This is a genomic window from Gracilibacillus massiliensis (assembly GCF_001458115.1).
Classification (GTDB): Bacteria; Bacillota; Bacilli; order Bacillales; family Amphibacillaceae; genus Gracilibacillus; species Gracilibacillus massiliensis.
This window is the reverse complement of sequence record NZ_CZRP01000012.1, coordinates 101141-125592: the sequence shown is the minus strand read 5'-3', so window position 1 is coordinate 125592 and position 24452 is coordinate 101141. Positions and strand designations below refer to the sequence as shown.

Genomic DNA, 24452 nt, shown 5'->3' with positions numbered 1-24452 from the left:
AACAGACCTCCTATCTTGAGCCCACTTATTTTCTACTGAGAAATTTAATTAATTTATCTTTGTTCCATGTATTTACTACGGTATCTTTGCGCAATTTACCGCGACGACCGGTTCCAACACCTGTTGTCATGTCTTCAAGCATTTGATAATTATGAGCGTCCGTGTTAATTGCTAAATGAACACCTTTTTCCTGCGCAAGTTCTACCCATTTTGACGAAAGATCGAGTCGGTTTGGGTTCGCATTTAACTCTAAGATCGTATTCGTTTCCTTCGCCTTATCGATGAGCCATTCTACATCTATAGCGTATCCGTCCCTTCTACCCAATAGTCTACCCGTTGGATGGGCAATCATATGAACATAAGGATTTTCTAAGGCATTTTTCAAACGCTCGTGTATTTTCTCTTGAGGTTGTTGGAAACTAGAATGAATCGAAGCGATCACGAAATCCATCTCTTGTAAAAAGTCGTCCTCAAAATCCAAACGTCCATCAGGTAAAATATCCATTTCGATTCCTGCAAAAATATGAATATCTGGATGTTTTTCTTGTACCTTCTTGATCTCTTCCCGTTGCAATCGTAAACGTTCTTCATTTAAACCATTTGCAACTTTAAGAAATTTAGAATGATCCGTAATAGCAATAAACGCATAACCCTTTTCTTTTGCTCGAACGACCATTTCTTCTAATGACTGTGCTCCATCACTCCATGTTGTGTGCATATGCAGATCACCTTGTATGGAGTCCTCGTCAACTAAATCAAAACTTTCTTTCGCAAGCTCTATTTCGTCTTTACCTTCTCGAACCTCAGGTGGGATAAAATGCAGTCCAAAACTTTGATAGAAAGCTTCTTCAGATTCGAAAGTTTCAACTTCACCTGTCTCAACATCTTCTACACCGTATTCACTAATCTTTTTACCTTGCGATTTAGCTAATTGTCGCATTAAAACATTATGGTCTTTGGAACCAGTAAAATGATGTAACGTTGTGGAGAATTCTTTATCTGTGACTAAACGAAAATCGACACTGATCTCATAACGACCTTCTACAACGATCGATACCTTGGTATCCCCTGCTGCTATAGTATCGATTCGATCCTCAAATTGAAGTAGTTTATCTCTAACAATTGCTGGTTCGTTTGTGGAAATAATAAAATCTAAATCTTTCACTGTCTCACGATAACGCCGCATACTGCCAGCTATTGAAAACCGTTGAATCTGATTGATTGTATAAAGAAATGTTTCGATTTTTTCTACAACTGAAACTACCATAGGTACGGGTAGACGTTCTGGACGATTTCCTACACTATTGAGAGCCTCTAATATTTTTTCTTCCGTCTTTTTTCCAAATCCTTTAAGTGCTTGGATTTTACCATTCTCACATGCTTCTTTTAATGTGGTTTCATCGACAACATCTAATTCATGATATAATTTTGCTAACTTTTTACCGCCCAGACCTTGTAAATTCAATAAGGGAATCAAACCCTCTGGTACTTCTTTTTCTAACTGTGCTAAGGTGTCGGATTCACCTTTTTCGATGTATTCCGTAATCACACTTGCTGTCCCTTTGCCAACACCCTGTAACTTAGTAAAATCATCTATTTCAGATAACGAGCGATCGTCTCGTTCTAATGCTTGAGCAGCTTTGCGATAAGCAGATATTTTAAATGGATTTTCGCCTTTTAGTTCAAGATATGTGGCAATCTTATCTAATAATTTTATGACATCCTTCTTATTAACAGACATCGTAATCCCTCACTTCTTCATCATATTTACATGTGAAATACCCTTGCTGAAACAAACGCAAGGGTATGGTTTACTAATCACTGAAAGGGTCATTCTCAAACCAATAGGTTGCTAATTTGTCTGATAAGACAGGTGTTTCTTCAATGATAAAGTTAGCGATACTTGAACCATTTATCAGATCTTGTACATAGGAGACAGGGGCAAGCGCTAAAATATATAATGCAACAAATAGTAAAAGGTATACTTCTACAAATCCTAAAATCGCACCAAGCCAACTATTCACGATTCGTAAGAAAGGTAAATCTGCTACAAAGTCAAGCATCGTTGCTACAATTTGTAAAATGATTTTCGTAACGAAAAATAATGCACCAAAGGCAATCGCATTGTAGTATGCAGCTTCTAGTGGTAATGATTCTAAGAACACTGCCCACGACGCATCTGACATTAATTCTGGATACGGAATCCATAATTCTAACTTCGATGCGATATCATCGTAATAGAGTGCCGCTACAATAAAAGCGACAATAAATCCAGTAAGATGTAGGACTTGCAGAATAAAACCTCTTCTAAGACCTACAAAGATTCCTATAATAAGTAAAAAAATAAGTATAATGTTCACCATGACAACGTTATTCCTCTTTCTCCTCAAGTAGTTTTTGTAACACTTCAAAGTCCTCTTTTAACTTTATGTAATCATTCATTGTATTCACTGCAGTTAATACTGCAAGATTTGTTGTATCCAATGATTTATTTACAGCATGAATTTCTTTCATCTTTTCATCCACTAAATTTGCAACATGGCGGATTTGATTCGATTTTTCATTCCCGACAATGGTGTATGATCTTCCATATATATCAACGGTAGTCCGAGACTTTTCTGATTGGGACACCATGATACCCCCTTTTAGACAAATACCTTAAAATTAATATTAACATGAAGCACCCAATTAGAAAACTATTCTGATAGAATCAATCTCTGTTATACTTAATAACAGTATTCAGGAAGGGATGAACACTATTGTCAAATATCGTTTTACAATTCTCAAAAAAGGATTTATCAAAAATTAAAAACTATTATGAAGATTATATAATCAAAGTTCCACCAAACAGTCTTTTTTTGGCTAAAGTTAATACGGTTACTGTTGTTGCCTATAAATCAGGAAAGGTTATGTTTCAAGGTGGTCAAGCTCAAACAGAAGCTGAAAAGTGGCAAAACCTTGCCTCCGGAAACACATCCACTAAATCATCGGTAAATGACCATAGTTATCAACCACACGAAAGTCTTTTTCAAAAAGCGCATATTGGAACAGACGAAGCAGGAACGGGAGATTACTTCGGACCAATTACGGTTAGCGCTGTCTTTGTGTCTGAAGAAAAGTTACCGGTATTAAAAGCAATGGGCATTACCGATTCCAAAACATTAACAGATGATCGTATAGCTAAGCTTGCTAAAGAGATTGTTCAGGAGAAAATTCCCTATACGTTGTTAACGTTAGATAACCTAAAATATAATAAACTCCAGAAAAAAGGGTGGAACCAAGGTAAAATGAAAGCAATGCTTCATCAACACGCGATTCAAAAACTGCTGGTTAAAATAGCTGACAGTCCTACCCATGGTATCTTAATTGATCAATTTTGTCAGCCATCTTCTTATATTAAGCATATACGTGAAGAAGGCATTCAATTAGAAAAAGATACTTTTTTTATGACGAAAGCAGAAAGTTATTCCACTTCGGTTGCAGCAGCCTCGATTATTGCTAGAGCCAAATTCGTCAAGGAAATGGATCAATTATCGCTTGACTATGGAGTAACAATCCCAAAAGGTGCTTCTAGCAAAGTCGATGAAACCGCAGCATACATCATTAAAAAGCACGGATTGGATGCATTAAACTCGATAGCCAAAACACACTTCGCCAATACCGACAAAGCAATGAGATATGTCAAGAAGCGATAGTTATTTACAACCTCAAATAATTGAGTCGGCTAGTACACAAATATTTTTCTTCACTACAAACACAAACGGCGTAACCTGTAATGTTACGCAAATAAGGAAGATGCGACATAACCTGGTAACATCTTTGACATAATGTTTGTAGAAGTATCCGCTTCGGCTTGCCCACTTCGCTTTCCATGGGGTTTTACCTTCAGCTAACTTTTCCATGCAAAAACCGCATGGAAAAGTGGATCTTCAGGCAAACAATCCCATAGGAGTCGAAGTGGACGCCTACGCTAATTAATACTTTACAACGATTGCAAATGCTAGCATTTTGGCTAATGAAAATCTTTTGTTTCAATCAAAAAAACCATCGAAAAGTACTCTAAAGCATCGTGAATAAGTCATAATAATCATTCTTACTTAAGTTGTTGAACATTAATAAGCGCAGGCGTCCGCTTCCACTCCTGCGGCATGTTTTTATCCGAAGATCCACTTTTTAAGCGTACTTTGCTTAAAAAGTTAGCTGAGGAGAAAAACCCGCGGAAAGGGAAGCGGACAAGCCGGAGCGGTTACAAACCTCATATAAATTCTCATAATTACCTCAAGGTTATGTCGCACTTTCCTTCTAATATGCATGAAAATCCAAACGAATGAGTCTGATCGTTTGGATTTTCTAATTATAAAATTCTTTTGTCAAAGCCTCTTGTTGTTTATCCTCGTAATTCTGCTTGGTGTTGATCTGCTACTGCAGCAAGTATCGCTTGATAAGATGCTTCCACTTCTTCATCAGTTAATGTACGAGCAGGATCCTGATAGAACAAACTAAACGCAATTGATTTCTTACCTTCTGTTAAATGTTCACCTTGATAAACGTCAAATACTTGAATATCTTTGACAAGTTTGCCACCAGCTTCTGCAATGGTTGCTTGTAACGCCCCAGCCTGAACCGTTTCATCTACGACAAGTGCGATATCTCTTGTAACACTTGGATAACGTGGAACCGCTGCAAAACTTGGTTGATTTTCATGAACTTCTAGAATGTAATCAAAGTCGATATCAAAAACAAAAGTATCTTTTAGATCATATTCTTTTTGTACTTGCGGATGAATTTGTCCAGCAAATCCGATAGCACGATCCCCGATATATAAACTAGCGGTTCTTCCTGGATGCATACCATCTACCTTAGCTTGTGTAAAAGTAACTTCTACATTTAGCGAGTCAAATAATGCTTCAAGGATTCCTTTTACTACAAAAAAGTCGACCGATTTTTTCTCTTGTTGCCAAGGGTGAGTAAGCCATTCACCTGTTAAAGCACCAGCTAAACGGAGTTTTTCCACTGGTTGTTGGGATACTTTTTCTTCTTTTGAAATAAAAATACTACCTAATTCATAATAGGCGACATTTGACTGTTTACGAGCCAGATTATAGGCAACAGATGCTAACATCTCAGGTAAAATGCTTAAGCGTAAGGTACTGTGCTCCTCACTCATTGGCATTGCTAATGATACGGTAGAAACCAGATCACTAGCAACTTCCGGACTAAGTAACTGAGTAGCGCGATCTTTTGTTGTTAACGAATAGGTTACGGTTTCCGATAGACCGGCACCTTCCAAGAAACGTTTAACATGACGTTTTAGCTCTTGTTGTTTGGTTAAACCACCTGCTTGAGAACCACCGCTTGGTAAAGTAAAAGGTAAATTGTCATAGCCATAAATACGGGCAATTTCTTCCACCATATCTTCAAAAATAACGATATCCTGGCGTCTGGTTGGTGCATAAACAGTGAACGTTTCGCCATCTTGCTCAAAATTAAAATGTAACTTACGTAGAATGTCTGCAATTTGATCATTTGATATATCTGTTCCTAAACGATCATTTATAGTAGACGTCCAGATCGTTACGGTTTTTTCGGTATAATCAAGCTGATCAAATTCTGCAACTCCAGCTAATATCGTTGCATCTGCATATTTTTCTAGTAGTTGACAGGCTTTTTCGCCAGCTTTACGAACACGATTAGGATCGACACCTTTTTCAAAACGGTTACTTGCTTCACTTCGTAAATCAAATGCTTTCGAAGCTTTACGAACCGTTTGCCCATCAAAATACGCAGCTTCCAATAACACAGTCGAAGTTTTATCTGAAACTTCTGTTTCTGTTCCACCCATTACACCAGCTAGAGCGACTGGCTCTTTGCCGTTTGTAATCACTAGATGTTCACTAGATAATGTACGTTCCTGTTCATCCAATGTCACGATTGTTTCGCCGTCATTTGCCATTCTCACGACAACTTCATTTGATCCAAATTTATCATAATCAAATGCGTGTAAAGGTTGACCGTATTCCAATAAGACATAATTCGTTATATCTACTACATTGTTGATTGGACGAATCCCAGCTGCCATTAAGAAATTACGCATCCATAGTGGAGATGCACCAACTTTCACATCTTTCACTAAAAAAGCACCATAATACGGATTTTGTTCTGAAGCCTCTACTTTGACTGCGACATGATCTCCCGTTTTTTCCTCTGCCGCATGATAATTCGTATGTGGTAAACGAATCGGCACATCTAAAATTGCTGCCACTTCGTACGCTACACCTAACATACTTAATGCATCTGATCGGTTTGGCGTTAATCCAAGCTCGATAATAATATCATCTAGGTTTAATAACTCCGTCACATCTGCACCTGTCTCTGCATCCTCAGAAAATACAAAAATACCACTGGCAAATTCTTTTGGTACAAACTTTTCTTCAACACCTAATTCTTGTAAGGAGCAAATCATACCATTTGACTCGACACCACGTAATTTTGCTTTTTTAATTTTGAAATTGCCTGGTAAAACAGCACCTGGTTTGGCTACAGCTACTTTTTGGCCTTGTGCAATATTTGGCGCACCACAAATAATTTGTAATGTTTCCTCCCCAACGTTTACCTGGCATAAATTTAATTTATCTGCATTTGGATGTTTTTCACATGACTCAACATATCCAACTACAACATTATTTACTCCATTTGCAAAACGTTCTAAACCTTCTACTTCTATCCCGGACTTGGTAATACGTTCTGCCAAATCTTCAGGCGATAGTTGATCGATATCTACATAATTTTTTAACCAATTTAATGATACAAACATGCTTCAGCCTCCTCCTTATGCTTGATGGTATTGTTTTAAGAATCGAATATCGTTTGTATAGAAATGACGAATATCGTCGACGCCATATTTCAACATCGCAATTCGTTCTGGACCCATACCGAATGCGAAGCCACTATATTCTTTCGGATCATACCCAGCCATCTCTAACACGCGGGGGTGTACCATGCCAGCACCTAAGATTTCAATCCATCCTGTTTTTTTACATACGCTACATCCTTTGCCATTACACACTTTACAAGAAATATCCATTTCAACCGATGGCTCTGTAAAAGGGAAAAAGCTAGGACGCAAACGAATTTCACGATCTTCACCAAACATTTGCTTGGCGAAACGATCTAATACACCTTTTAAATCACTCATACGCACATGCTTATCAACGTATAGCCCTTCGATTTGTGTAAATTGGTGCGAGTGTGTCGCGTCATCTGTATCACGACGATATACCTTACCAGGGCAAATCATTTTAACAGGGCGTTCCCCTTTAATCATGTTCATCGTTCTTGCTTGTACGGGTGAAGTATGTGTACGTAATAGAATGTCATCTGTAATATAAAATGAGTCCTGCATATCACGTGCTGGATGACCTTTTGGCAGGTTCAAAGCCTCAAAATTATAGTAGTCCGTTTCTACCTCTGGTCCTTCCCGCACTTCGAATCCCATTCCGATAAATAAGTCTTCGATTTCTTCGACGATGCTAGTTAGAAGGTGTGGACCTCCTGTAGGTACCGGTCTCCCTGGCAGTGTCACATCAATCGTTTCTTCAGCTAATTGTTTTTCTAGTTCTGCAGCTTCAATTCCAGCCTTTTTACTATCAATCGCTTCGGCAACCTGACCGCGAACTTTGTTGGCTAGTTCACCAATAACAGGACGTTCTTCCTTGGATAACTTACCCATACCTTTTAACACTTCTGTAATTGGTCCTTTTTTTCCTAAATAAGCCACTCTGACATCTTGTAGTTCTTTTAATGAAGATGCATCTTCAACCTTTTGTAATGCTTCTTTTTCTAATGCTTGTAGTTGATCTTTCATTTAGCAAACCTCCTTTATAAAATAAGAAAATAAAAAAGCCCCATCCCTAAAAAAAGGGACGAGACTGTATGTATCGCGGTACCACCCTTGTTGAAATAGCTTGTAGCTATATCCACTCAAGATATAAGATAACGGTATAAACCGGAACACCTTTACTTGCATCGCGCAAGGTCCTAGTGTCGGCTCCAGAGTGAAATTTCCATATGTGATCGTTAGAAGCATTTCCAGTCTATGATGCTTCTTCCCTTTGAACGATTTTCCACGCATGTACTAACTCTTTCAACGCCTTTATAAATGTTTTTACTTCATATAGTATAAGCAAGCTCATACAATGATGCAAGTCCTAATTTATTTTTTTACCACTTCGTACATTAAAATAGCAGCGGCAATACTAACATTTAATGATTCAGCTTGCCCATAAATCGGGATCATCACATTTTGATCCGCTTTTTTCATAAGCTTTGGATCGACTCCTGAACCTTCATTACCAACAATAATGGCTATTTTGTCAGGAACCTCTAGTTCGTGATAGTAGCTAGCATTTTCTAATCCCGTTGACCATATGGTAATACCTACCTGTTGCAGGCGTTCCATTTCTTCTACTATATCTGCTTCATAGACATTTAAATGAAAAAGTGAGCCTTGTGTCGATCGAATCACTTTATCATTAAACAAGTCGACCGTTCCATGACCCAGGATTATCGTATCAAATCCCGTTGCATCTGCTGTGCGTATCATTGTACCTAAATTGCCTGGATCTTGAACTCGATCTACTATTAAAGCACGATTCACTTCTTTTTCATCATTATTTTTTTTGTTTACTACTGCTACAATTCCTTGCGGTGTCTTCGTTTCTGAAATAGCTGCCATTACATTATCAGTTACCTCAAATAAGGGATAGTGCAACCATTCTTTTGGACATTCAATACCTTCTTGATAAATGATTTCGGCAATTTGCCAGTTGCTTTTATGTGCTTCTTCAATAAGATGAAAACCTTCTATAATAAATTGATTTTGCAAATCTCTTTCTTTCTTCTTTTTTAATTTTCTCCAAATTTTAACCTTTTCATTCTTCACGGAAGTTATCATGCATCTCATTCCTCTATTTTGATATCCTCTATCATACATACTTTCACACATTGCGGTCAAACTAAAATGAAAGACCCATACAAAAAATTCACATTTAAACTATACTGCGAAGTAAGAGTTGTATAGTCCCTTCACGGGAATTCATGTGCTGTTAACGGGAATTGTCAATCTCTTCACGGGAAATACCTTTCTGTAGACGGGAATTGTTTGCTTCTTCACGGGAATAAACGATAATTCCCGTGAAGAGCAGTGTAATTCCCGTCTACACCAGCACTTTTCCCGTGAAGAAGATAAGAAATAACTTATCCGCGTTAACACTTACAAAATTATCATTACTTCACAGTTTGTGACTGCGGTGTAAGTTTTGTTTATTTTTTGTATTGGGTTCAAGTAAAATTCTTTAGATGGGGTGATGAAATGGATTTGAATTTGCGTAAGGCAATTATGTCTAATGTCTCAGGTAACTCTGCAAATGATTTAGAAGCAACAATTGTAGATGCTATTCAAAGTGGGGAAGAGAAAATGCTGCCAGGTTTAGGTGTATTATTTGAATTGTATTGGCAACAAGCAGATGAAACAGAAAAATCAGAAGTATTAGAATCCTTAGAACAAGCAGTAAATAAGCAATGACAAGGAGGTGGTCGAGATGATTTTTCGACCACCTTATTGCTTTTTCTTATAATAAAATGTATATTTATAGTAGATATATTTCACCAAAAGGGAGAGCGTTAGATTGAACGTACAATCGATGTATCATCTTATGCAAATGCAGGCGATGTCAACACTTACTGGTTCTGATAATTCATCCACTAGTCAATCTGATTTTAGCCAGCTATTTCAACAATTAATTGGCGATATGCCACAATCAAATACATATACAAATCAAATACCAGCAGCATCTTTTCTAAATAACACCGATCTAGCACAATCGATTAGATCGCAATTAGGTGCAAATGCTATAAACAATATTTCATCAGAATCCACTGCTAATGCTGACGTAACATATATCATCCAGCAAGCTGCGAGTAGATTTAACATAGATGAAAAGTTGATTAGTGCTGTTGTCGAAACAGAATCCAATTACAACCCAAATGCAGTAAGTCATGCAGGTGCGCAGGGTTTAATGCAACTTATGCCTAATACTGCGCAAGGTTTAGGCGTTCAGAATCCATTTGATCCCCTAGAAAACGTTTTGGGTGGTACGAAATACCTGCAGCAAATGCTTGATCGTTACGATGGGAATAAAAGTTTGGCTTTAGCTGCATACAATGCTGGCCCTGGTAATGTTGATAAGTATAATGGTATTCCACCATTTAAAGAGACACAGTCATATGTTCAAAAAGTGCTTGGAAAATACTTAGCATAAATAAATGAGGCCCTCTCCATTAAGTTGGAAAGGGCTTTTTCTTATTCATCTAGTTATATGTTAAGTTATGAACCCTATCAGTATCCAACTGTTTGATCACTTCTACAATTAACTGTACTGAATTTTCAAAATCATCTTGATGTAAAATCGCTGCATGTGTATGAATGTATCGTGTCGGAATCGTAATGGAAAGCGCTGGAACACCATTAGCAGTTAAATGAATGGAACCTGAATCCGTTCCACCACCAGCCATAGTAGCATATTGATATGGTATTTGGTGTTGATCTGCCGTATTGACAACAAGCTCTCTTAACCCTTTATGTGACACCATCGATGCGTCATATAACATAATTTGTGGGCCATCGCCAATTTTACTATCCGTCTCTTTCGCAGATATACCTGGTGTATCGCCAGCAATTCCTACGTCCACTGCAAAACCGATATCAGGTTCGATAGTATGAGCAGAAGTCTTGGCGCCTCGTAAACCTACCTCTTCTTGAACCGTAGCTACACCATATACGCGGTTAGGATGCTCCACTCCTTTTAACCTGTGTAGTACTTCAATTGCAATCGCACAACCAATTCGATTATCCCAAGCTTTTGCAAGTAAAAGTTTTTCATTTTTTAATGGCGTAAATTCAAAATAAGGAACAATCGAGTCTCCTGGCTTCACCCCAAATTCACGAGCTTCCTCTTTACTTGATGCACCGATATCAATAAACATGTCTTTGATATCTACCGGTTTTTTTCGAGCTTCAGCGGATAATATATGTGGCGGTTTTGATCCTATCACACCAGTCACATCACCAATGCTAGTTAATATAGTAATGCGCTGGGCTAGCATGACTTGGCTCCACCATCCTCCGACAGTCTGGAAATAAACAAATCCTTTATCGTCAATTCGCGTTACCATAAATCCTACTTCATCCAAGTGACCAGCGACCATTATTTTGGGTCCATTGGCATCGCCTGATTTTTCAGCAATTAAACTTCCTAAGTGATCAGTATAAAGATTATCTGCATAGGGAGATATCCATTTCTTCATTACTTCTCTTGCTTCTTTTTCATCTCCGGGTATCGAGCGAGCATCTGTTAATTCTTTCAACATAGTCAATTGTTCATAGTTTGTCATTTAGAATGCCTCCTAGTGTTAATAACCTTGGTTTTGCCTTTCATAGTTCACCTTATTCTTATCCATATATGCTTTTTTTATATCTTCTGAGCTAAAACCTAACTTCTGTCCTAATGTAAGATATGTATCAAACACCTTTTGGTAAGCAACTACCGTATGTTCTTCCTTCAACTCTGTGATCGATTGAAAAACAAGATGAAATAATGAGGTGAGATCTTCCTTGTTCTCCATTGTCTTTGGGGAATATTCATTTATACCTAATTCTAAACCTAGTGATAGAATAAAATGAATACCGTCGACATATTCCTCCGCGATCACTGCTTTGCTACTCGCTGGTTTTAAGCTCCAATATTTAAAGCACCTTGTTTCATTTGCTAGTTCACCTACTTCAACTAACAACGCTAATACCTTTTTATCAAAAACATTTTCGTTTTTCAAATCGTGTTGTGCTAAAATATAATTATCTAAGTCTTTTTGCATTGCAAATAATGTCTGCCAATTCATAATTATCTCCTTCTAATGGATGGATTATTATTATATTATAGCATGTTTGTTTTACTTTTTTGAAACCAAAACAATATCTAATACGTATAGGTAATAAAATGAGATTTCGATGATAAAGAAGTTTTGTAACCGAGGAGCGTGAACCGTGTGATTGTTATATTATTTCGTTTTTTAGTTGTAATTGCAATGATTGTGTTAATATATACTGCATATAAATATATTGTAAATCCGAAAAGAAAATTAGAAGTTGCCCAGGAGAAATATGAATTTTATTTTCTTGATTATAACGATAATATCAAGAAAAACTTTTTTATCACATATAAAGGTTTTTTATTTGAAGGGGAAAAATACTTAGGAACGACAGAAGATGCCTTCGAGGTAATTAATATCGTGATGCATACACGAAACCCAGAAAAATTAAAAGGATTTGAGCGTAAGGATATTTATTTCCTAGAAGAAGAAATTCTAATACGATATCCTCACGCTGAGATTGAGTGGAAACATCCGATAAACAAACTGCACTTACAATGATTTAGGCTACCTCTTTTGAGAAAAAGTGATTCCATTTGATAATGGCTTTCTTTTGTCTTACAAAATAGGCAAGTATTAGAATGACGATTATTAACGGAATTGCATAGTATAAGGAAACCTCTTGAATCGTTTTCCCAAGTGTTGTATAAAATATCGCTACCGGAATTATCGTGAACAATGTGGTCCGTAAGTAGGAATGAAAACTTACGGATTTTTTATATATACAAAAGGATAACATGTGAAAATGAATAAAGGGTAGCATACGTAACAATACAAGTTGAAAAGTGTTTAGTGAAAGCTGCTTTCCTAACAACCTTTCCTCCAATTTTTTAAAACGTTTCTGCAGTGCAGGTAAGGTGTGAATAATCAGATAAAATAAACTACTTGAGATCATTAATCCAATAATAGAATAGACAGTACCTGCTAGCAAACCAAAAATGACGCCACCAGTTATACAAAGCAATAACACTGGAACAAACAATAATGGACGCAGAACATGAACTAAGATGAATAGGACAGGTGCTACAAATGCGTAACTTTCCATTACCTTCAAATGGCTTAGCATCTCAATTGGCATCATTCACCAGCTCCTTCTTCTACTATATATTATGACAAGAGACGAGCCGTTATGACACCGAATCGATTAGTAATAGAGGAAGAGAAGAAGTGTCGTCTCAACAATGACTAAAACAGGTAAGAGTATGAGAAAGTTTTTATGCTTTGTTTTATGACGAAAGGTATACATACCAATCGCGGCTCCCAAAGCACCACCAACAATGGATACAATCCAAATACGCTGTTCTGGTATTCGCCACTTATTGTGTTTGGCTTTATGTTTATCGATCCCCATGATAAGAAATGCGATACTATTTATAATAAGTAAGTATATTTCCATGCTTCACAACCTCTGTTCATTTTGTAGTTGTTGATAAAGTTGTTCGATCTCATCTTCACTATCTCGATTAAAAATAATCGTTTGTTCCTGTGTTTCCACAATGAGATATGGTTTTGTGTCACCCGTGATAAATAAAGTTACGGTTTCTTCATAACCCTCCACTCGAAATTTTCCTTTACGTTTATTGGTCATAGCAAAACCGTTTGTCTTTGCTCTCACTTCTGGTAAATGATTCGTTTTTTCAACGTTTTGAATATCTGCAAATGGTATTTCTTCGCCATATATTCCAGTTATAATGAGCTGATCATTTGTTACCTTTATCTCATTATCAATATAACCATAGAAAGTAATACTAGCAATAAATGCGAGTGTTATTACCGAAACACTTCCCATGATCCAATAATTCTTTTTCCTCTTATGAGCTACTTCATAACGTTGAATCCAAGTCATACCTCCCATTAACACAATCATACATACTGCTATACCGATCTCGAACCCATATGGAATTTGCAACAAACCCAATATGAATGTAATTGCTAACAAGTAAAAGGTAAAAGTGAGTAATTTGCCTAATGCTTTAATAAATCCGCTCTGTTTTAAATATTCTTGCTCTTCTTTTGGACGATTTGCAAATCCGGATATTAAGGATGTTTCTTCTTTTTTGACAACTAAAAAGGTTATTCCACCATATATTATTAATGTCCATCCCATGACGATTGCAAAAATGATTGTTCCGGTATCCATATTAGGTTCCCCCCTCTCTATAAATACGAATAATGATTGAATTAGTTTCATAAAGTTAGAATTCAAGGTATCTCGTCGGTATTTTGATCGGTAATTACAGCTGAATTGCCGATGAGATGGAGTATCGTCGGCATTTTGATTGATAATTACTGCTGAATTCCCGATGAGATCGGATATCGTCGGGATTTTGATCAATAATTACTGCTGTATTGCCGATGAGATCGGATATCGTCGGCATTCCGATCAATAATTACTGCTGTATTGCCGATGAGATCGGATATCGTCGGCATTCCGATTAATAATTACTACTGAATTACTGATGAGATCGGGTATCGTCGACATTTTGGTCTTTAATTATTGCTTAGTTCCCGATGACAATTGTTTTTATTATGTATTACAAAGATTCAGTCAATATATCCGGTTGAAATTTTTTATGCTTTGCACATTCAAAATTTTCGTTTGGGTGAATTTCTGCATACCTATGATTTACTACCGCACAAAAAAATCCAAACGATTATTTCGTTTGGATTTTACTAATACCTCAGTCATATGACTGGGAAGTTGTCTTATTTTAAAGCTGATTTTGCTTGTTCAGCAAGTGAAGCAAATGCTTTTTCATCATTAATTGCTAAGTCTGCTAGCATTTTACGGTTCACTTCTACACCAGCAAGTTTCAATCCGTGCATGAAACGGCTGTAAGATAGGTCATTCAAACGTGCTGCTGCATTAATACGTGCGATCCATAATTTACGGAAATCACGTTTTTTCTGACGACGGTCACGATATGCATATTGACCTGATTTCATAACCTGTTGTTTTGCTGTTTTGAATAATGAGTGCTTTGCACCATAATAACCTTTAGCTAACTTTAAAATACGTTTACGACGCTGACGCGTAACTGTTCCACCTTTAACACGTGGCATAATAATTCCCTCCTATATAAATCAACGAATCTGTTGTAAAATCTGTTCAAGTATCTATCTTATTTAGGTAGCATTTGTTTGATGCGTTTGTAGTCTCCAGCTGATACGATAGCTGATTTACGTAGTTTACGCTTTTGTTTTTGAGTCTTGTTAGCAAACATGTGACTTGTAAATGCATGGGAACGTTTAACCTTCCCAGTACCTGTTTTTTTAAATCTTTTTGCTGTTCCGCTGTGGGATTTCATTTTTGGCATTGTTACTTCCTCCTTGAAACTAAATCTATTTAACTCTAAGCCATTTTGCGAGTTATTTCTTTTCGTTTACTGGGCCAAGCATCATAAACATACTGCGGCCTTCCATTTTAGCTCTTTGCTCTATAGTGGAAAGATCTTTACATTCTTCTGCCATACGTTCTAATACTTTTTGACCTAATTCTTTATGGGTAATCGCACGTCCACGGAAGCGAATAGAGACTTTAACTTTGTCTCCCTTATCTAAGAATTTACGTGCATTACGAAGTTTTGTATTAAAGTCATGTTCTTCAATACCTGGGCTTAAACGAACCTCTTTCACGTTAATTACTTTTTGTTTCTTGCGTGCTTCCTTCTCTTTCTTTTGTTGCTCAAAACGGAATTTCCCGTAATCCATGATACGACATACAGGTGGTTTTGCTTTTGGTGCCACCAATACTAAATCAAGGTTTCTTGTTTGAGCAATTTCTAAAGCTTCTTGACGAGATTTAACTCCTAATTGATCCCCATTTGAATCAATGAGACGAACCTCACGTGCACGAATACTCTCATTGACGTTCATATCTTTGCTAATAATCAGCCACCTCCGAATTTTAATAAAAGCGTAATGAAACATGATCATTTTAACGAGACAAGTTTAAAATTTTCCATTAAAAAAGTGTCGGTACACACACTGCACCCACACGTCCTGAATTCATTACAAATAAGTCGGATTCATTATACCTGTCAACTACATGTTAGCGTCAATCAGGTGAGAAGCGGGTGCTTCTACTTGCCTTAAGATCATATTTAATTCACTTTTAATATCATAGCACGTACTAATATCTCTGTCAACCTGAAAATGGTTGTTAAACTTGATCTACTTTAAAGGAGTTATATTCCTATTTTGACTAGTCCAACCTTTCTAAGATAAAAGTTGGACTAGCTAGGTATGTGTTGTTTATCTAACTGGATGAAAATCTTTAATTGTTTCTAATATAGATTCTATTTCTTCTATCATCTTATCAGTTAAAGTTATATCAACGGCCTTTACATTCTCTTCGATTTGACTAGGACGGCTTGCTCCAATTATAGCAGAACTCACATTAGGATTTCTCAAAGTCCATGCCAACGCTAATTGGGATAATTTCATGCCATAATTTTCAGCAAAAGTATTTAACTTTTCAACCGTTACTAGTACTTTTTCGTCAAAGTAGCTATTAATGATCATGTTTGTTGCATCATTTGCAGCACGGCTGTCTGATGGAATATCTTGATTTGGTTTGTATTTTCCAGTTAAAACCCCTTGTGCGAGTGGAGAAAAAACGATCTGTCCCAGACCATTTCGTTCAGAAACAGGAATTACTTCATCTTCTATATAACGTTCAATCATATTATATATAGGTTGATTGGAAACCAATGGATGCAAACGCCATTCCTTGCTAAAACCAGATGCTTTTTCGATTTGTGCTGCTGACCATTCACTCACTCCAGCATAAAGAATTTTCCCCTGTTTTACAAGATCATCTAATGCTAATAATGTCTCATCTACTGGAACTTCTTCATCAAAACGGTGACATTGATAAAGATCAATATAATCCATATTCAATCTTTTCAAACTTGCATCACATTGCTCAATAATATGTTTTCTTGATAAACCGCGATCATTCGGTCCGGACCCCATCGGAAAGAATACTTTTGTAGCTACTACATAGCTACTTCGATCGTATCCTTGTAAAGTTTGACCTAATACTTTTTCTGCTTCTCCTCTCTCATATGCGTTAGCTGTATCAAAAAAGTTAATTCCCAACTCATAAGCTTTATGTATACAGTCTTCCGCAGTTTGATCCTCAACAGCTTTCCCATACGTTAACCAACTGCCTAATGCAATTTCACTTACTTTCAACCCACTATTTCCTAAGCGACGATATTTCATTAAATCTCCTCCAATGTTTGTTTTCTCTTCCATCATACTCTCCATTGTAAACGATTGCATCTTTCATGCTTAAGAAAGACACGTAATTGAGAGCTCCTGAGTAGTTTGCTTTTGCAAAATAATATTTTTTAATTAAAAGAAGAAATATACAATATGTATTACTGCGCAGTAAGTGATGTAGTCATTTTGAGATGAGGTGTGTGCTTAGCAACCGCTCCGGCTTGCCCACTTCGCTTTCCGAGGGGCATGCTCTTCAGCTAACTTTGAAAAGAAAAACACTTTTCAAAGTGGAACTTCAGATCATGCTAATCCCTCAGGAGTCGAAGTGGACGCCTGCGCTAATTTGATATTCTACAACGCTAGCATGAGGTAGCATTATGCCATTTCTGCAGTGTGAAAAATGAATAATTAATGTAACAGATCAAAATGCTACCTGTCACAATAGTTGTAGACCAATTATATGAGCGCAGGCCGCCCACTTTCACTCCTGTGGGAACGTTTTACCTGAAGATCCACTTTTTTTAGCGTTCTTTGCTTAAAAAAGTTAGCTGAAGGGAAAACCCCACGGAAAGGAAAGTGGGCAGCCGGAGCGGATGACTAGTAAATCAATCATTTCAAAATTACCACTTTGTCTAATAGTTACTCATAAGTTATTGCGTAGTATTGTTCTAATACGCATAAAAATCCAAACGATTTCGAAATATATTCGAATAATCGTTTGAATTTTTATAATTACTTCTGTCTCAGCCTGATTCTGCTTAATGCATTCCTTGCTGCGGGGCTTTTGTATAAGCATTCAACATGACGTTCATATCTTGCTCATTAAGCTTTGGAACTTGGTAATAACCATTTTTATTTTGGTAAAGAAAGAGTTCATAACTCATTTCAATCATATTCGGTACACTGTCAGCAATGATACGTCGCAAAACCGGATGGTTCATTTCTACTGCAGCCATTGCCAATGCAGACGAAGCTGATTTTGTATGTCCTAACATGAAAGAAGAGAAACACTCATCTGAAAACTCGTCGACTGATTGTTTTGGTTTTTTCGGCTGTCCTGCTGTCATTCCGTACGTAATTTCATTGTCTTCTTGCATTTTATACTGTTGCGTTGGAACCTGTGGATCCTGTCCAGTTTGGAAACTTTCTACCATCGTGTTATATAACTGGATCAGAAACGATGACTGGCGCTCAAGAATAGCTTTTAACTCTTGATCCTGGATGTGTTGATTATACAGCTGATATTGTTCGATAATACCAATCAAATTACCGACTAATTCATGTGAATCAAGCATTTCGTGTGCCCCATGATTAAAGCTAATACCTTGATTCGCCATATTTTGAGACATTTGCATATTACCTTGCATTTGATTATTATTTTGCAAAATCGTGACCTCCTATAGTTAAGATTCTCGTATATTCTAACCTCATTAACAAAATTTATGTAATAAGAAAAGCGCAGAGCGCCCGTTTAGAAACGTAGCGACTTCGGAATCAACTAAGATAAAGGAATCACGGTGAGTTTCCTAACTAATGATGACTTATCGTAGGGCGATTTCGTGAAGTCGCCTAGTTTTTGGGTGCTCGGAGCTAGACATCTGCGAATTTTTATACTTTCTTGCCTAAAAACAAAAAATCCCTGTCCAATAAGAGGAGGACAGGGATCTGCTACTATTTATTGCGTAATGTTCTATTTTGAATTTCTTTCTGGATCAGGGATTTAAATTCCTCGAATTCCATCGTTTCAGAGTCTTTTTCTCCGTAACGACGAACATTGACTGCATTTGCTTCCACTTCTTTGTCACCTACTATAAGGGCAAACGGGATCTTTGCAGTTTGTGCTTCGCGAATTTTATATCCTATTTTTTCGTCACGTTCATCTACTTCTACACGTACTCCAGCAAATCGTAATTCTTCTTCAACCTTTTTTGCATAATCAAAATGTACTTCAGCAGAGACCGGAATGATACGTGCTTGCACTGGTGATAACCATGTTGGGAATGCACCCTTATATTCTTCAATTAAGAAAGCCACAAAGCGTTCCATCGTAGAAACTACGCCACGGTGGATAACGACTGGACGATGTTCTTTCCCATCCTCACCAATATAGGTTAAATCAAATCGTTCTGGTAAATGGAAATCTAATTGTACCGTTGATAGCGTTTCGTCTTTTCCTAGTGCTGTTTTCACTTGCACATCTAGTTTAGGACCGTAAAACGCTGCCTCTCCTTCTGCTTCCACATATTCCAGATTCATCTCTTCCATAGTCTCTTTTAAAAGGCTTTGTGCTTTTTCCCACATTTCATCGTTGTCTACATATTTCTCCGTATCCTCTGGATCACGATAAGACAAGCGGAAATAATAATCATCAATACCGAAGTCTTGATAGACATTCTGTACTAACTCAACCACTCGAATAAATTCATCTTTTAATTGATCTGGACGAGCAAAAATATGTGCATCATTCAAGGTCATCGCACGTACACGCTGAAGGCCTGCTAATGCTCCAGACATTTCATGACGATGCATGGTTCCAAGTTCTGCAATACGAACTGGCAAATTACGATAACTGTGTAATTCATTTTTGTATACCATCATATGGTGTGGACAATTCATCGGTCGCAAAATTAATTCTTCATTATCCATTTGCATTGGTGGGAAGATATCGTCTTGATAATGATCCCAGTGGCCACTTGTCTGATATAATTCTTTACTACCTAAAATTGGCGTGTATACATGATCATATCCAAGTCGTTCCTCTAAATCGACTATATAGCGTTCAATTGTACGACGAATGGTTGCCCCGTTTGGCAGCCACAACGGCAAGCCTTGTCCTACTTTTTGAGACACCGTAAAAATACCTAACTCTTTACCAATTTTACGATGGTCGCGCTCTTTTGCTTCTTCTCGCAAACGTAAGTATTCATCTAACTGACCTTGTTTATCAAAAGCTGTACCATAAATACGCTGTAACATTTGGTTGTTGCTATCTCCACGCCAATAGGCACCAGAAATACTTAGTAATTTAAAGATCTTAATCTTACTAGTTTGTGGGACATGTACACCTCGACAAAGATCAAAAAATTCACCTTGTTCATAAATCGTCACGGTTTCGTCTTCAGGGATTGCTTCTAACAATTCCAATTTTAAGTCATCGCCAATTTCTTCATAAATAGCTTTTGCTTCGTTACGACTTACTTCTTTACGAACAACTTCTAAGTTTTCATCGACAATTCGTTTCATTTCCTTTTCAATACGTGGAAGATCTTCTGGTGTAATTGTCTCTTCCATATCAATGTCGTAATAGAAGCCACCCTCGATAGTAGGTCCGACACCTAATTTGACATTATCATAAAGGCGTTTGATTGCTTGTGCCATAAGGTGTGCTGTCGAGTGCCGTAATACTTCAAGACCTTCTTCATTTTTCACAGTTATAATCTCAATAGCTCCATCTGATTTCAATGGTGTACGAAGATCATACATCGTATTATCTAATTTAATCGCTAACGCTTGTTTTTTCAGACCAGGTGAAATTGATGCTGCAATCTCTTCGCCAGTTGTGCCTTCATCAAAAGGTTTTACTGTCCCGTCAGGAAAAGTAATATTAATTTTACTCATGTTAGATCCGCTCCTTTTCTTAATAATTCTCTACTATTGGACCAAATAAAAAACGCCCATCCCCCTACTTATTGTAAAGGGACGAGCGTTATACCCGTGGTTCCACCCAATTTTCTACACGTTTAGTGCAGCTCATTGAAAGTCGATATCGATGACGATCGCTACTAATTAATTGCATAAGCGTTCCATAGTAGTGCTCAGAGGGGGTAATTGCATGTGGTCATACAGGAAACTTTCAGCCGTGGCTTCCCTTCTCTTATAGTATGCCGTACAGACAATCTTGTCCTCTTCAACGCAAGTTTTATTGTTATGCGATTTATTATAACGATACTCAGAAAAAAAATCAAGATTCTTTTTGATCTGGCAGTAAAAATGGAAAGTAATCCGTTGCATAAAAACTACATCTTTCCTGAAAAATAGTCATAATCGTATGAGTTCTTGTTTCTGATTGGTCCTCACCGTATAGATAAATACGAGATGGAGCTAACATAATTAATGGTGATATATCCCATTCCTCTTTTTCTAAGCCAAATATAAACAATGGAAAGCGGGCTTTCAAATCCTTTAGATCTTCCATCGTATATTGGACACCATTATCTCGGTAAAATTGAAAACTTCCCCCTTGTACTACATGAACCACCTCTTCTTCTGGCAATTTCCTCTTAATAAACTCTCTAATCGAATGAATAAATTCTTGATACTCTTCTTCTCGCTTAAATTCATCGATTGCCAGTCCCACCATTTCGGTTAATTGATCCACATAATGATGTAAACGGAAATGAATAATTGAATCAAACCGGACAAAGCTTTCATCGATTTGCAAAGTGAAAATAGTAGTTAATATATCTCGAAGTTCATGTTGATGAATTCGATCTTCATACACTGTTTCATCTTTTTCTAACAAGGATCTGGCGATTGAGGTAATTCGTTCAATTTCATCTTCATTTGAGAAATAATATTTTTTCCTAAGTATATGTCGAATCATCGCTAGTTCCCTACACTGAATAAAAACCAAACTTAACAATGGTGCTAAATGTCTTTTTTCCTCTTCCCAGTCCATTTCAACGACAGGATTTAATTGAATAAGTGTCCTTTTTACTCGTTTACGTACCGCGTTCCACTTGTCTTTCTCTTGTTTCAATAACTGATAAAACAGATTCGCTTCCGTATCTTGTTCAAAATATACTTCCAACAAGTCTCATCACCCTCACCACCATCAAACTGATATATTATATGGGTGATAAGCAAAAAAAATAACCTCTGTCCTAAGATTAGACAGAAGTTATTATTATTCACTTGATCGATAACGATTGGATAATTCAAGCGGCTTGCTTAACTGTGTAATACGTTCGATAATTCGGCCAGCTTTAATTGTTTCCACATCGCCTCGATTAGATGTGGACAAATGATCTTCGAGTTGTGCTAGATTATAATTAGATGTAAAGAATACAGGCAGTTCCTCCATCATTCGATATTGAAGAATCGCACCAAGGATCTCATCACGAAACCACGGTGATATCGATTCTGCACCAATGTCATCAAACATTAATACGTCTACTTTTTTAAATCGTTCCACTTTGGATTGAAGACTGTCATTTTTAATCGATGCTTTCATTTCACGTACAAACTCTGGCATGTAAATAATAGCGGAATTAACGGATCGATTTTTTAATTCATTTGCAATTACACCTAAGATATAGGATTTCCCTGTTCCGAATTGCCCATGAATATACAAACCTCTGTGAAATGTACCACTCGAATAATTTTGGACAAATTCAATAATTTCTTTAATTACTTCTTTCCGCTCATAGGAAGAAGCATCCATATTCTCTAATTTAGCTAATTTAATTTGTTTTGGAATGTATAAACTTTTTACTAATGATTCTTTTTCAATTTGTGCTTCTTCATGTACTTTATTTTTACACTTTTCATATCGTAAGGAAATTGATTTTCCATCAATATCCAGATGAGGGGTGAAGCCTTTTAGTATATTTTTGCATCCATCTAAGTTCGGACAATCCTGACAATTCTTAGATGCTTGTTGGTATTCATATAACTTCATCAAATGACGATTAATATCCTGTTCATCTAATTCAACATGATCACTAAGTTTTTGTCTAATTTCAGGATCATTAATAACATTCATTCGTTGTTGATTAAAGTTATCACTGATTTTTTTATTCGAATTCATCCATTTCTTCATGGCTGATTGGATTGGTTCCATGACGATCACCCTTATTCATCATTAGCTTGTTGCGCTAGGTATTGTGCAAGCATTTCATCTGCTTCTTTTGCTTTTCTTTCTTTTTCCTCTGTAGAATCTGGTTGTTTATTTTCTTTCGAAGTTTGTTGTTTTTGCTTTTTATACCAATCTGGCACAATGTCTTTTTTAGTATTTTTATTCGAATAGCGCTTATTATTTTTAGATGTAGTTGTCCATTGTTGGTATTTTTTATTTTCTGATTTTGCTAATGTCATCGCTTGTCTTACTGTCTTCACATTTTTACGTGCCCAATGACTTGCTATTGTTTCTAAATAACTTTTGGATAGCTTCATATCCGTTTTTAATAAAACGTAGTGCAGTAATACATTCATAACCCCTGGATTAAGTCCTTGGTTTGTCATTACTTCACTGATTACTTTTAAATCATGTTGTGATGGTTGATTACCACCCGAAAGATCTTGCAATAATTGCCTTGGCGAAATGTGTTCTAACATTTCAATGAATTGGTCTGCTTTCGATTTAGATGGATTCTTTGGTTTCTCTGCAGCTACTTTTTGTTTATCTGAGGCAACATGTAAAGAAACGTTCGGTTTCGTTGCACGTACTAAATCCATACATGCATTCTTAAATTCATTGGTTAACAATTGATTCTCATCGTTAATCGACCAAATTAATGCTTTTTCGATATCTTGATTGGTTAAGTCATATGCTACAAACATTTGATTAATTAATTTTCTTGCTGAGACCGTTAAGATTTGCTCTACTGGTAACATTCGCTGTTTCAAAATTTGTTCTAACCATTCAAAGTCTACTTTCTCTCCTATAGGTACTTCCATCTCTTTTTCATGGGATTGTAATTGTGTTGGACTTGGCTGTTGATCGACTAATTGAAAAACTTCTTCAAAACGAGCGGTTGTTTCTTTATGAGCATTTTTCTTATGTTCTTGTTTTACAAAGGCTTGTTTTATTTTTTTGTATTTATCACTACCGAGTTGATGGTATAACAAATGGCTTAAAAAATCATTCTCAAAAAAACGATGTGCAGATTGCGGTGGATGTATAAGATATTGATAGACCTTTTGTTCTTCGTTTGTTTCTTCAAAAGTTTGCAATAGACCGATCGCTTCTAGTTTCCTTCTTGCTCGATAAATTCGATCAAGCGGTAAACCAATATAATTCATTAGCATATGATGGGTCTGGTAGTCCGAATTTAATGTAGACTCTGTATAAAGTGTTTGATAGAGTGACATAGCGTCAATACCGATTAGAGGTTGATAAAGATGTGTCAGCGAGTTTGTATAGAAAAGGGATAGTTCCTGGGAAGTATCGACACTGTATAATTCTGAAGGTAGTATTTTTCCGATATCGCCTAATCCCATGTATATGTCTCCTTTCT

At 36.7% G+C, this 24452-nt stretch carries 24 protein-coding genes and 2 other annotated features; of the genes, 4 read left to right on the top strand and 20 right to left on the bottom strand.

The features are described from left to right. Window positions 1-25: 25 nt before the first annotated feature. From polX to zapA, 3 genes are all read right to left on the bottom strand, one after another. On the bottom strand, window positions 26-1741 hold the full coding sequence (gene polX, locus BN3107_RS08210) for a DNA polymerase/3'-5' exonuclease PolX (RefSeq protein ID WP_058307157.1): 1716 nt from the start codon (window positions 1739-1741) through the stop codon (window positions 26-28). A 73-nt stretch (window positions 1742-1814) separates the two neighbouring features. Beyond that, window positions 1815-2363, bottom strand: coding sequence for a CvpA family protein (locus BN3107_RS08205; protein WP_058307156.1), 549 nt, complete (start codon window positions 2361-2363; stop codon window positions 1815-1817). A 7-nt stretch (window positions 2364-2370) separates the two neighbouring features. Continuing rightward, window positions 2371-2631, bottom strand: a complete 261-nt coding sequence (gene zapA / locus BN3107_RS08200; RefSeq protein ID WP_058307155.1) for a cell division protein ZapA — start codon at window positions 2629-2631, stop codon at window positions 2371-2373. A gap of 128 nt (window positions 2632-2759) precedes the next feature. Between zapA and rnhC the strand changes: the two genes are divergently transcribed. After that, window positions 2760-3695: a ribonuclease HIII gene (rnhC, locus tag BN3107_RS08195; protein ID WP_058307154.1), complete on the top strand. Its 936-nt coding sequence runs from the start codon at window positions 2760-2762 to the stop codon at window positions 3693-3695. A 692-nt stretch (window positions 3696-4387) separates the two neighbouring features. Here rnhC and pheT read toward each other — a convergent pair. The 3 genes from pheT to BN3107_RS08175 form a co-directional block, all read right to left on the bottom strand. Then, window positions 4388-6814 (bottom strand): phenylalanine--tRNA ligase subunit beta, encoded by a 2427-nt coding sequence (gene pheT, locus BN3107_RS08190; protein ID WP_058307153.1) that lies wholly within the window; start codon window positions 6812-6814, stop codon window positions 4388-4390. Between the two features lie 15 nt (window positions 6815-6829). Then, a complete protein-coding gene (pheS, locus tag BN3107_RS08185; RefSeq protein WP_058307152.1) occupies window positions 6830-7864 on the bottom strand; it encodes a phenylalanine--tRNA ligase subunit alpha in 1035 nt (344 codons plus the stop codon). Between the two features lie 51 nt (window positions 7865-7915). Then, window positions 7916-8156, bottom strand: a binding site (T-box leader). Window positions 8157-8212: 56 nt separating this feature from the next. Further along, window positions 8213-8953 carry a TrmH family RNA methyltransferase gene (locus BN3107_RS08175; protein ID WP_058307150.1) on the bottom strand — a complete coding sequence of 247 codons (741 nt, stop codon included), beginning with the start codon at window positions 8951-8953 and terminating at the stop codon, window positions 8213-8215. A 417-nt stretch (window positions 8954-9370) separates the two neighbouring features. Between BN3107_RS08175 and sspI the strand changes: the two genes are divergently transcribed. Together sspI and BN3107_RS08165 are read left to right on the top strand one after the other, a co-directional pair. Beyond that, entirely contained in the window at window positions 9371-9583 is a 213-nt protein-coding gene (sspI, locus tag BN3107_RS08170; protein WP_058307149.1) for a small acid-soluble spore protein SspI, read from the top strand. A 103-nt stretch (window positions 9584-9686) separates the two neighbouring features. Next, a complete protein-coding gene (locus BN3107_RS08165; protein ID WP_077065079.1) occupies window positions 9687-10319 on the top strand; it encodes a lytic transglycosylase domain-containing protein in 633 nt (210 codons plus the stop codon). Window positions 10320-10368: 49 nt separating this feature from the next. Here the strand turns inward: BN3107_RS08165 and BN3107_RS08160 are convergent, their stop codons facing one another. Both BN3107_RS08160 and BN3107_RS08155 read right to left on the bottom strand, forming a co-directional pair. Beyond that, window positions 10369-11451: a M42 family metallopeptidase gene (locus BN3107_RS08160; protein WP_058307148.1), complete on the bottom strand. Its 1083-nt coding sequence runs from the start codon at window positions 11449-11451 to the stop codon at window positions 10369-10371. Window positions 11452-11469: 18 nt separating this feature from the next. After that, window positions 11470-11955 carry a dUTP diphosphatase gene (locus BN3107_RS08155; RefSeq protein ID WP_058307147.1) on the bottom strand — a complete coding sequence of 162 codons (486 nt, stop codon included), beginning with the start codon at window positions 11953-11955 and terminating at the stop codon, window positions 11470-11472. 147 nt (window positions 11956-12102) lie between these two features. Between BN3107_RS08155 and BN3107_RS08150 the strand changes: the two genes are divergently transcribed. Further along, window positions 12103-12486, top strand: a complete 384-nt coding sequence (locus BN3107_RS08150; RefSeq protein ID WP_058307146.1) for a hypothetical protein — start codon at window positions 12103-12105, stop codon at window positions 12484-12486. 1 nt (window position 12487) lies between these two features. Here BN3107_RS08150 and BN3107_RS08145 read toward each other — a convergent pair whose 3' ends face one another. The 12 genes from BN3107_RS08145 to BN3107_RS08090 all read right to left on the bottom strand — a co-directional run bounded on the left by BN3107_RS08145 (window position 12488) and on the right by BN3107_RS08090 (window position 24435). Next, window positions 12488-13066 (bottom strand): TVP38/TMEM64 family protein, encoded by a 579-nt coding sequence (locus BN3107_RS08145; protein ID WP_058307145.1) that lies wholly within the window; start codon window positions 13064-13066, stop codon window positions 12488-12490. A 63-nt stretch (window positions 13067-13129) separates the two neighbouring features. Then, window positions 13130-13381 carry a DUF1294 domain-containing protein gene (locus BN3107_RS08140; protein ID WP_058307144.1) on the bottom strand — a complete coding sequence of 84 codons (252 nt, stop codon included), beginning with the start codon at window positions 13379-13381 and terminating at the stop codon, window positions 13130-13132. Window positions 13382-13384: 3 nt separating this feature from the next. Beyond that, window positions 13385-14125 carry a DUF3784 domain-containing protein gene (locus BN3107_RS08135; RefSeq protein ID WP_058307143.1) on the bottom strand — a complete coding sequence of 247 codons (741 nt, stop codon included), beginning with the start codon at window positions 14123-14125 and terminating at the stop codon, window positions 13385-13387. 566 nt (window positions 14126-14691) lie between these two features. Then, a complete protein-coding gene (gene rplT, locus BN3107_RS08130; protein ID WP_058307142.1) occupies window positions 14692-15048 on the bottom strand; it encodes a 50S ribosomal protein L20 in 357 nt (118 codons plus the stop codon). Window positions 15049-15107: 59 nt separating this feature from the next. Then, window positions 15108-15302: a 50S ribosomal protein L35 gene (gene rpmI / locus BN3107_RS08125; protein ID WP_058307141.1), complete on the bottom strand. Its 195-nt coding sequence runs from the start codon at window positions 15300-15302 to the stop codon at window positions 15108-15110. Window positions 15303-15354: 52 nt separating this feature from the next. Further along, the gene (infC, locus tag BN3107_RS08120) at window positions 15355-15861 is read right to left on the bottom strand and encodes a translation initiation factor IF-3 (RefSeq protein ID WP_058307140.1); all 507 of its coding nucleotides are present in this window, start codon (window positions 15859-15861) and stop codon (window positions 15355-15357) included. A gap of 84 nt (window positions 15862-15945) precedes the next feature. Next, window positions 15946-16079: a sequence feature (ribosomal protein L20 leader region), on the bottom strand. A gap of 160 nt (window positions 16080-16239) precedes the next feature. Further along, entirely contained in the window at window positions 16240-17214 is a 975-nt protein-coding gene (locus BN3107_RS08115; RefSeq protein ID WP_058307936.1) for an aldo/keto reductase family protein, read from the bottom strand. 758 nt (window positions 17215-17972) lie between these two features. Next, entirely contained in the window at window positions 17973-18599 is a 627-nt protein-coding gene (locus BN3107_RS08110; protein WP_058307139.1) for a spore coat protein, read from the bottom strand. 286 nt (window positions 18600-18885) lie between these two features. After that, on the bottom strand, window positions 18886-20832 hold the full coding sequence (thrS, locus tag BN3107_RS08105; RefSeq protein WP_058307138.1) for a threonine--tRNA ligase: 1947 nt from the start codon (window positions 20830-20832) through the stop codon (window positions 18886-18888). A 343-nt stretch (window positions 20833-21175) separates the two neighbouring features. Next, on the bottom strand, window positions 21176-22027 hold the full coding sequence (locus tag BN3107_RS08100; RefSeq protein WP_058307137.1) for a putative sporulation protein YtxC: 852 nt from the start codon (window positions 22025-22027) through the stop codon (window positions 21176-21178). A gap of 93 nt (window positions 22028-22120) precedes the next feature. Further along, window positions 22121-23056, bottom strand: coding sequence for a primosomal protein DnaI (dnaI, locus tag BN3107_RS08095; RefSeq protein WP_058307136.1), 936 nt, complete (start codon window positions 23054-23056; stop codon window positions 22121-22123). An 11-nt stretch (window positions 23057-23067) separates the two neighbouring features. Next, entirely contained in the window at window positions 23068-24435 is a 1368-nt protein-coding gene (locus BN3107_RS08090; protein ID WP_058307135.1) for a replication initiation and membrane attachment family protein, read from the bottom strand. Between the last annotated feature and the right edge of the window lie 17 nt (window positions 24436-24452).

Coding starts and splice junctions, on each gene's coding strand:
- BN3107_RS08090 (WP_058307135.1), bottom strand. CDS start 24,435: ATGGGATTAGGCGATATCGGAAAAATACTACCTTCAGAATTATACAGT.
- BN3107_RS08160 (WP_058307148.1), bottom strand. CDS start 11,451: ATGACAAACTATGAACAATTGACTATGTTGAAAGAATTAACAGATGCT.
- rplT (WP_058307142.1), bottom strand. CDS start 15,048: ATGCCACGTGTTAAAGGTGGAACAGTTACGCGTCAGCGTCGTAAACGT.
- BN3107_RS08175 (WP_058307150.1), bottom strand. CDS start 8,953: ATGATAACTTCCGTGAAGAATGAAAAGGTTAAAATTTGGAGAAAATTA.
- polX (WP_058307157.1), bottom strand. CDS start 1,741: ATGTCTGTTAATAAGAAGGATGTCATAAAATTATTAGATAAGATTGCC.
- infC (WP_058307140.1), bottom strand. CDS start 15,861: ATGAACGTCAATGAGAGTATTCGTGCACGTGAGGTTCGTCTCATTGAT.
- BN3107_RS08155 (WP_058307147.1), bottom strand. CDS start 11,955: ATGAATTGGCAGACATTATTTGCAATGCAAAAAGACTTAGATAATTAT.
- sspI (WP_058307149.1), top strand. CDS start 9,371: ATGGATTTGAATTTGCGTAAGGCAATTATGTCTAATGTCTCAGGTAAC.
- thrS (WP_058307138.1), bottom strand. CDS start 20,832: ATGAGTAAAATTAATATTACTTTTCCTGACGGGACAGTAAAACCTTTT.
- BN3107_RS08145 (WP_058307145.1), bottom strand. CDS start 13,066: ATGATGCCAATTGAGATGCTAAGCCATTTGAAGGTAATGGAAAGTTAC.
- BN3107_RS08205 (WP_058307156.1), bottom strand. CDS start 2,363: ATGGTGAACATTATACTTATTTTTTTACTTATTATAGGAATCTTTGTA.
- BN3107_RS08135 (WP_058307143.1), bottom strand. CDS start 14,125: ATGGATACCGGAACAATCATTTTTGCAATCGTCATGGGATGGACATTA.
- rpmI (WP_058307141.1), bottom strand. CDS start 15,302: ATGCCAAAAATGAAATCCCACAGCGGAACAGCAAAAAGATTTAAAAAA.
- dnaI (WP_058307136.1), bottom strand. CDS start 23,056: ATGGAACCAATCCAATCAGCCATGAAGAAATGGATGAATTCGAATAAA.
- pheT (WP_058307153.1), bottom strand. CDS start 6,814: ATGTTTGTATCATTAAATTGGTTAAAAAATTATGTAGATATCGATCAA.
- pheS (WP_058307152.1), bottom strand. CDS start 7,864: ATGAAAGATCAACTACAAGCATTAGAAAAAGAAGCATTACAAAAGGTT.
- BN3107_RS08115 (WP_058307936.1), bottom strand. CDS start 17,214: ATGAAATATCGTCGCTTAGGAAATAGTGGGTTGAAAGTAAGTGAAATT.
- BN3107_RS08140 (WP_058307144.1), bottom strand. CDS start 13,381: ATGGAAATATACTTACTTATTATAAATAGTATCGCATTTCTTATCATG.